The organism is Paenibacillus sp. GCM10027630, from assembly GCF_042676305.1.
Lineage (GTDB): Bacteria > Bacillota > Bacilli > Paenibacillales > NBRC-103111 > Paenibacillus_S.
Map to the genome: position 1 here is coordinate 309,757 of NZ_JBHTGY010000010.1, position 7,489 is coordinate 317,245.

The 7,489-nt window shown below is 45.3% G+C and carries 8 protein-coding genes; 7 read left to right on the top strand and 1 reads right to left on the bottom strand.

Annotated elements, in window-relative coordinates; genetic code table 11:
• Window positions 1–92: 92 nt before the first annotated feature.
• From ACFQ0C_RS06180 to ACFQ0C_RS06190, 3 genes are all read left to right on the top strand, one after another.
• The gene (locus ACFQ0C_RS06180) at window positions 93–899 is read left to right on the top strand and encodes a uroporphyrinogen-III synthase (RefSeq protein ID WP_379364961.1); all 807 of its coding nucleotides are present in this window, start codon (window positions 93–95) and stop codon (window positions 897–899) included.
• A 95-nt stretch (window positions 900–994) separates the two neighbouring features.
• Window positions 995–2,020: an ABC transporter ATP-binding protein gene (locus ACFQ0C_RS06185; protein ID WP_379364963.1), complete on the top strand. Its 1,026-nt coding sequence runs from the start codon at window positions 995–997 to the stop codon at window positions 2,018–2,020.
• Window positions 2,013–2,783 carry an ABC transporter permease gene (locus tag ACFQ0C_RS06190; RefSeq protein ID WP_379364965.1) on the top strand — a complete coding sequence of 257 codons (771 nt, stop codon included), beginning with the start codon at window positions 2,013–2,015 and terminating at the stop codon, window positions 2,781–2,783. Before ACFQ0C_RS06185 ends, ACFQ0C_RS06190 begins: the two co-directional genes overlap by 8 nt.
• An 88-nt stretch (window positions 2,784–2,871) precedes the next feature.
• Here the strand turns inward: ACFQ0C_RS06190 and ACFQ0C_RS06195 are convergent, their stop codons facing one another.
• A complete protein-coding gene (locus ACFQ0C_RS06195; RefSeq protein WP_379364967.1) occupies window positions 2,872–3,288 on the bottom strand; it encodes a response regulator in 417 nt (138 codons plus the stop codon).
• A gap of 273 nt (window positions 3,289–3,561) precedes the next feature.
• Here ACFQ0C_RS06195 and ACFQ0C_RS06200 point away from each other — a divergent pair, with 273 nt between their 5' ends.
• The 4 genes from ACFQ0C_RS06200 to phnE (ACFQ0C_RS06215) all read left to right on the top strand — a co-directional run bounded on the left by ACFQ0C_RS06200 (window position 3,562) and on the right by phnE (ACFQ0C_RS06215) (window position 6,392).
• Window positions 3,562–3,939: an Hpt domain-containing protein gene (locus ACFQ0C_RS06200; RefSeq protein WP_379364969.1), complete on the top strand. Its 378-nt coding sequence runs from the start codon at window positions 3,562–3,564 to the stop codon at window positions 3,937–3,939.
• Between the two features lie 97 nt (window positions 3,940–4,036).
• Window positions 4,037–4,807 (top strand): phosphonate ABC transporter ATP-binding protein, encoded by a 771-nt coding sequence (gene phnC / locus ACFQ0C_RS06205; RefSeq protein ID WP_258218342.1) that lies wholly within the window; start codon window positions 4,037–4,039, stop codon window positions 4,805–4,807.
• Window positions 4,807–5,601, top strand: coding sequence for a phosphonate ABC transporter, permease protein PhnE (gene phnE / locus ACFQ0C_RS06210; protein ID WP_258218341.1), 795 nt, complete (start codon window positions 4,807–4,809; stop codon window positions 5,599–5,601). The genes phnC and phnE (ACFQ0C_RS06210) overlap by 1 nt, the downstream gene beginning before the upstream one ends.
• On the top strand, window positions 5,598–6,392 hold the full coding sequence (gene phnE, locus ACFQ0C_RS06215) for a phosphonate ABC transporter, permease protein PhnE (protein WP_258218340.1): 795 nt from the start codon (window positions 5,598–5,600) through the stop codon (window positions 6,390–6,392). Before phnE (ACFQ0C_RS06210) ends, phnE (ACFQ0C_RS06215) begins: the two co-directional genes overlap by 4 nt.
• Window positions 6,393–7,489: the final 1,097 nt, after the last annotated feature.

The window sequence follows — 7,489 nt, forward strand, 5'->3', positions numbered from 1 at the left end:
AATTACTGGTTGTGCAATTAGCCCCTATACTATATATTACAAATACTAAAGCCTAATGTTAGAATAAGTGACATTTGGGGAGTGGGGGAATTATGCGGAGGCTGGAAGGAAAACGGATTGCACTGACCGGGCCTAGAAAGGCTGCAGAGCTTAGTATTATAGTGGAGAAGCTGGGAGGCATTCCGCTGGTTCGTCCGGCGCAAGGAACAGTGGCCATTGTTAAAGAAGAGGTAGAAGCGGAAATAACCAAGTTCCTTCAAGAAGGTGCAGACTGGATCATTATTACTACATCCATGGGAGCTGAGATGCTGTATCAAGCTGCTGAGGGAATGGGGCTGGCCGATGCTTTTATTGAACGGTTGAAACAGACGAAGATTGCGGCCCGCGGCTACAAAACGTTCAAATATTTAAAAACATTAGAGCTTGACCCGACGGTCAAGGCTGATGATGGGACCACCGTCGGCATATTGAGAGAGCTGCAATCCTGTGATATGCGCGGAAGCCGTGTGGCGCTCCAGCTGTATGGCGATCATGCGCCGCAGCTCGTAAAATGGCTGCAGGAGCAGCAGGCTAATTACTACGAGATATTGCCGTATCGGCATATTCCTCCAGAATTAACTGTGGTGGATACGCTATTATCGGAGATTATACAAGGTGAGGTAGATGCTGTTACTTTTACAAGTACTCCTCAGGTTCGTTTTCTGATGGCTTATGCCAGGGAACAAGGGAACTCTGAGCAGCTGCTTGCAGCCTTCAGGGAGCATGCGGTTGCCGTAGCCGTAGGCAAGGTGACTGCCGAAGCTCTGAGGGATGAAGGTATAGAGCGGGTCGTAGCTCCTGTGGAAGAACGGATGGGCAGCATGATAGTGTCGCTGGCACAGTATTACGAAATTCAATGAGCCTTCCTATAATTGTTTGGTCAGATCATAAGGGTATGGTATACTTTTCCTGAAAAGTTGAAAAGTTAACCTATCCTTTTTTTGTTGGAGGCCTCATGAATACAAACGCTGTAGTGCAGCTTCGTAATGTAACCAAACGGATTGGCTCAAAAACGATTGTTGATAATTTATCGTTCGATGTGCTCCCAGGGGAAGTGTTCGGATTTCTAGGGCCGAACGGAGCCGGTAAAACAACGACAATTCGTATGATGGTCGGATTGATGTCACTTACACAAGGGGAAGTACTGGTCAACGGTTTAAGTGTGAAAAGGCAGTTTGAACAGGCTATGGTCCATGTAGGTGCGATTGTAGAGAATCCCGAGTTTTACAAGTTTCTGAGTGGCTATCAAAATCTTCAGCACTTTGCCCGTATGATTCCAGGTGTTACGGAAGAAAGGCTGCAGGAAGTTATAGCTCTTGTCCGATTAGAGCACCGTATACATGATAAAGTGAAAACTTACTCTTTAGGAATGAGACAACGGCTTGGAGTAGCTCAGGCTATCCTGCATCGTCCGGATGTATTGATTTTGGACGAGCCGACGAATGGTCTCGATCCGGAAGGCATACGAGAGCTTCGTGATTATTTGCGCCAGCTATCCAGGGAGGAAGGGCTTGCGGTCATCGTTTCAAGCCATCTACTCTCGGAGATGGAGCTGATGTGCGACCGTGTAGCGATTATACAGAACGGCAAGCTGCTGGATGTACGTTCCTTCAAAAATTTGGAGAACGAGTCAAAGCTGCTGGAGGTTCAATTCGATGTGGACAACGGGGAAGAAGCGGTGCGAATTGCTACTGGCTTTGCCGGTAAGCAGGCAGTGAACTGGAGTCCGTCATCACAAGCGCCAGCAATTAAAGGTACGAAACCATCAGAGAGCTCTGATGGGACAGCGCCGGCAGTAGCGGTCATTGCAGAGAATGAGATTGGCATATTGACGGTGCGCTTGAACGGAGGGCGTGACGATATTGCCGAGTTGAACAGGCGCTTGGTTTCCGCAGCAGTGCGGGTATACGGTATCCATACGCACAGCAAATCCTTGGAGGATCAATTCCTAGAGGTGACGAGGGGGAATCAAATTGTCTAGCTTTTTTCGGCACGTACAAAATGAGCAGATGAAAATATATAGCCGCACCCGGACGTGGGTCATGCTGGGCATTGTGGTTTTGGCTGTCCTGTCAATGGCATTGATGATGAAATATGCAATGGATTTAGGCGTAAATCATGCTTTTCCATTCCTCGGAATGAGTACAAGTTTGACATGGCTTGTCTTTATTTTCTCGGTTATTATTGCCGGGGATAGTGTGGCCGCCGAGTTTACCTGGGGTACCATTAAGCTTCTGTTGATTCGTCCAGTGACCCGTGCTAAAATTTTAGCGGCCAAGTACGTATCTGTGTTTATTTTCCTCATTACACTGCTGCTCGTTTTGTTCATTACCTCCTATTTTGTAGGACTGCTGTTTTTCGGCCTGAGTGGTACAATCACTGAGCAGGATGCGCTATCGAATATTTTGCGGGTGTACGGGTTGAAATGGGTGGATCTGTTGATGTCCGTTACATTGGCGTTCATGATCTCCGCTGCTTTCCGCAGCAGCTCGTTGGCTATCGGGTTGTCTATGCTGCTCATGTTTACAGCGAATGGTGTAGTATTATTACTTGCAAGCCTTAGATACACATGGGCAAAATACTTGCTGTTTGCTAATACTGATTTGTCTCCTTATTTTATGGGCGGAAAACCATTGATTGAAGGAATGACTTTAGGCTTTTCAGTTAGCATGCTGATTGCTTATTGGGTTTTATTCTACGGCGCCGCGTGGCTTCTATTTACAAAAAGAGATGTGGCGGGCTAACAGTAAATTAAAAATGGATATTAAAAAAACGACCAAGCGCATGAGAGCGAATAAACAGTTACGCTGCTGCCTTGGTTGTTTTTGGCAATTATTCGGGTGACTCATTATGTACAACCGCAGGGGCTTGGGAAGAAGGATCCTCGAGCAGCTGAGTTACTCTTTCTTCCAGCAGCAGCGGATCAATCGGCTTAGCTATATAGCCCTGCGCCCCAAGCTTAATGCCACGTACAACCGTATCTTTGCGTGTATCGCCGGTTAATAAAAGTATGGGAATAGAACGGGTCTTGCTAAGTGACTTGAGCTTGGTTAAAGCCTCAAGTCCGTCCATTTGAGGAAGATTAATGTCAAGCAAGATGAGATCGTAATGAGTAATCCGCGAAATTACCGAAAGAAAATCAACAGCCGACGAGTAGCTATCCACTTCATACTGATCTTCGAATATTTGTTTTACCAGCAGGCAGAACGGTGAGCTGTCATCAATAAGTGCGATATGCTTGGTTGCCATTAGGGGACACTTCCTTTTTATAATTTTAGACTTATAAGTTTTCAGCGGAGCTGAAGAAGTCTGATATTGCAAGAAAAGCAACCGTTAAGACACGAATGTATCTTCATCGAGAGGGCTTCGAATAGAAGCTTTTCTTATAATATTAGAAAGTATAAGTTTGAACCGGAGGTTCACCTTTCTGATATTGCAAGAAAAGCTACAACTTAGACACGAATGTATCTTCATCGAGAGGGCTTCGAATAGAAGCTTTTCTTATATGGTTAGGAGTTGAATATGATGTCTATGTCTCAAGAGGATAGGGAGCGGCGGATGAAGGCTATTCTTGAGAAAACTAAAAAGTTGTTTCTCCAGGATGCCTATCAGCGAGCCGCAGAGCTAAAGGAAAACATTGCCTTATGGGAACAAAATGATTCACATAGGGAATCGGAAGCTAGTGGTAAACTGGGAGAAAGCATGTACCGGTATGCCCATACGCTCAAAGGCGTTGCCTTAACTGTCGGATGTGAGGGTATTCACCAGCTCAGTGAAGCTGCAGACTCTTACAGTATACAACATTTGGATGCTTGGACAGAAGAAACTCTTCGCACAATGATTCAATTTCTGGAACAATTATTTAAGGAGCTTTATCGTGAGATGGATAAGGAAAATTAAGGTTTCTTGGAGATAGGCTTTAGAAAAAGGAAAACCGACATTTGTGTCGAATCATTGTTTGTATACCAAATATATCAAGAGGAGAACGGCCTATTCCATGATTGAATTTCAAAATGTTTCCAAGGTTTATCCCAATGGGACCGTGGGTCTAAGCAATATCAATTTAACGATTCAGCCCGGGGAATTTGTTGTAATTGTAGGATTGTCAGGAGCGGGGAAATCGACGCTGCTGCGTTCCATGAACCGTTTAAATGAAATAACCGATGGTCAGATTCTCATTGACGGAAAATCGTTAACTGCAGCTCGGGGAGTAGAGCTTCGCCGTATGCGCCGCGATATCGGTATGATCTTCCAAAGCTTTAATTTGGTTAAGCGCGTTTCTGTACTTCGCAACGTGCTGTCTGGCCGTGTCGGGTATCATTCCACATGGAGGACGTTGCTCGGACTGTTTCCTAAACATGATCTTGAACTTTCACTGAAAGCTCTGGAGCGTGTTAATATTCGTGAGAAAGCCTACGCTCGTGCTGATGAGCTCTCAGGGGGTCAACAGCAGCGTGTGTCCATTGCGCGCGCCTTGGCGCAGGAGGCCAAAATTATATTGGCTGATGAGCCTGTTGCTTCTTTGGATCCTTTAACAACGCGTCAGGTTATGGATGATTTGAAGCGAATCAATCAGGACCTGGGGATCACTACAGTCGTTAATCTTCACTTTATCGATTTGGCACGTGAGTACGCAACAAGAATTATTGGTTTGCGTGCAGGAAAGGTTGTATTTGACGGTCCTGTATCGGAAGCGACGGATGATAAGTTCTCGGAAATTTATGGACGCGAAATCAAGAAGGATGAGCTATTGGGAGGGGAAGCCTGATGTCTTCATCCGATCGTGGCCCAGATTTGCTCAAAAAGCCGTCATCACTGAAACCAACTCTTTCCATCATCTTGGTGCTCCTGCTACTGGTTGGAAGCGCCTATAAGACCGATGCTTCACTAATTGAGCTTATCGAAGGCATTCCGGAGATGGGCAAGCTGTTTCAGGATATGTATCCACCTAACTGGAGTTATTTAAGCACCATATATGAACCAATGCTGGAAACCATTCGCATGGCCATCATCGGTACCGTTATCGGGTCGCTGTTTGCAATTCCGATTTCTTTTCTTGCGGCACGAAATGTAACCCGCGTTCCTGTTCTGGGGGTTATTTCGCGGTTTATACTGAATCTCGTACGGACTATTCCTGATCTCATGTTTGCCGGTGTGTTCGCAGCAATTGTGGGTTATGGAGCTCTGGCCGGAGCGATTGCACTAGCTTTCTTTTCATTCGGACTTGTGTCCAAGCTGACTTATGAATCTATTGAATCTATCGATCCAGGTCCGTTGGAAGCAATGACAGCGGTGGGGGCTAATAAGCTTCAATGGATTCAATTCGGTGTTGTGCCGCAAGTAATGGCTCAATTTGCTGCTTACGTTCTGTATACGTTTGAGGTGAATGTCAGAGCGGCAGCTATCCTCGGGTTTGTAGGAGCTGGGGGGATCGGGTTGATCCTTCAGCGTTCCTTGGATCGGCTTCGTTACGATCAAGCGTCCACGATTATCTTGTTTACTCTTGTAGTCGTGCTAATTATTGATTATGTCAGTACTAAGTTACGGGAGAGACTGCTATGACGGATACTTTAAAAAAGAATGTTGGTACCCGCATCCGCCATTGGTCGGTTACATTATTTTTTGTAATTATTTGCGTTTGGGCTTTTACGGGAATCGAGTTTACAGGGATTAAAGAAACAGCCGGACAAGTATCGAAGGCAATCCTTCGTGGTTTGCTTAACCCGGATTGGGGTTACGTGTATTTGCCTGAAGGTGAGGACTTGCTTCGAGGGCTTCTGGAAACGGCGGCTATTGCTGTGCTGGGTACGTTTATATCAGCAGTTTTGTGCGTTCCGTTTGCTTTCTGGGCGGCTAGCAACAAAGGAAAAGGACGTTGGGCAACCAGCAGCGGTAAATTTATGCTAAGCCTGATCCGGACGTTTCCGGAAGTCGTCATGGCGATTATCTTTATTAAGGCTGTTGGACCAGGCTCCTATGCCGGGGCATTGGCTTTAGGGGTTCACTCCATAGGTATGCTTGGTAAGCTGTACTCCGAGGCTATTGAGAATCTAGACCGAGGACCAAGAGAAGCGCTTATTGCATGCGGAGCTAACAAGCTACAGACATTGTGGTTTGCCGTAATTCCGCAAGTACTGCCGGACTTCTTCTCATTTGCTTTATACCGTTTTGAAATCAATATTCGTTCCGCAGCTATCCTTGGTGTTATTGGTGCCGGGGGGATTGGTACTCCGCTAATATTCGCGCTGGATGCGCGTAGTTGGAACAGAGTTGGTATCATTTTGCTCGGCGTCGTGGTTATGGTTACGATTATTGACCTGATCTCAGGGTATATCCGTAGAAGATTGGTTTAATTAAAATGATGAAATCCCGGGAACCTTAAAGGTTGTCGGGATTTTTACTTAATATCAGACTTTATTTTTCAGCGGAGCTGAAGAAGTCTGAGATTGCGAAGAAAAGCTACTACTTAGACATGAATGTATCTTCCTCGAAGGGGTTTTGATCAGAAGCTTTTCTTCTCAGAATTTATATGTTTCGGGCTCCCCGCAAAGTATCTGAATCAACTTCGAAGCATGTCCCCACTTTGTGGGGTTATTGAGTACCGAAATCTGCGCTTGACGAAGTCATTCGATTTCGTCTCCGTGTCCAGCCTGGCCCTAGACAAAACTTAAGAACGGTGATGAAAGCGCACACGATTTTATTCGAATTTATTCGTGTTCGAGGATACTGTCACTTATTCCGCTCTAAGCCATTGCCTGCTTCCAAAAACCTGCATCTATACATCCTTTTGACTTGTATATCGGCAGTCATCTTGAATTCATGCAAATGTGCAGTTATTTTTTCATTCTTAGCTGAACCGGAGCGTTTTCCATGAAAATTGATGTACTTTTGCAGGTTTGTTCTCTCTACAGCAATTCCGATAGGAAAATAACTGCATGTTTGCAGGATTTTGTGAGGACTAGTGGTCGGGGGAGGGTCAAGTACTGATTTTGAGGTTGAGCCAATAGTTGAAGGCTATAAGTTTGAAGCGGAAGTTAACCTTCCTAATATTGTAAGAAAAGACATCTCGAGGACATGAATGTATCCTCATCGAGAAGTTTAAAGGCTGCTTTCATTCTAGAGGAGACTAGGATTTTCGGGCGGCCGACGAGCGGAAGAAAGAAAGAAAATAGATGGAAATCCTCATGTTAATCCAGGCTGGATATCGTTTGAAATCAATCTAACTGGAAAAGCTACCTCTATTATAGGCGAAAGTGATGATATCAGCCCAAATACGCAGAATTAGCGTGAGAAATTCCAGCTATAGGGCAGGGAGCGTTACTTTTCGGAATAATTAACACGACATATAGATCTAGAATAAAAAGTGGACACCTCATAAGAGAATGCAGATAATTAAATTACAAAGAGGAAGAGGTGTCCGGTGTGGGAGAGATGAGACAGAGGTTCAGTG

Coding starts and splice junctions, on each gene's coding strand:
- phnC (WP_258218342.1), top strand. CDS start 4,037: ATGATTGAATTTCAAAATGTTTCCAAGGTTTATCCCAATGGGACCGTG.
- ACFQ0C_RS06195 (WP_379364967.1), bottom strand. CDS start 3,288: ATGGCAACCAAGCATATCGCACTTATTGATGACAGCTCACCGTTCTGC.
- ACFQ0C_RS06180 (WP_379364961.1), top strand. CDS start 93: ATGCGGAGGCTGGAAGGAAAACGGATTGCACTGACCGGGCCTAGAAAG.
- phnE (WP_258218340.1), top strand. CDS start 5,598: ATGACGGATACTTTAAAAAAGAATGTTGGTACCCGCATCCGCCATTGG.
- ACFQ0C_RS06200 (WP_379364969.1), top strand. CDS start 3,562: ATGATGTCTATGTCTCAAGAGGATAGGGAGCGGCGGATGAAGGCTATT.
- phnE (WP_258218341.1), top strand. CDS start 4,807: ATGTCTTCATCCGATCGTGGCCCAGATTTGCTCAAAAAGCCGTCATCA.
- ACFQ0C_RS06185 (WP_379364963.1), top strand. CDS start 995: ATGAATACAAACGCTGTAGTGCAGCTTCGTAATGTAACCAAACGGATT.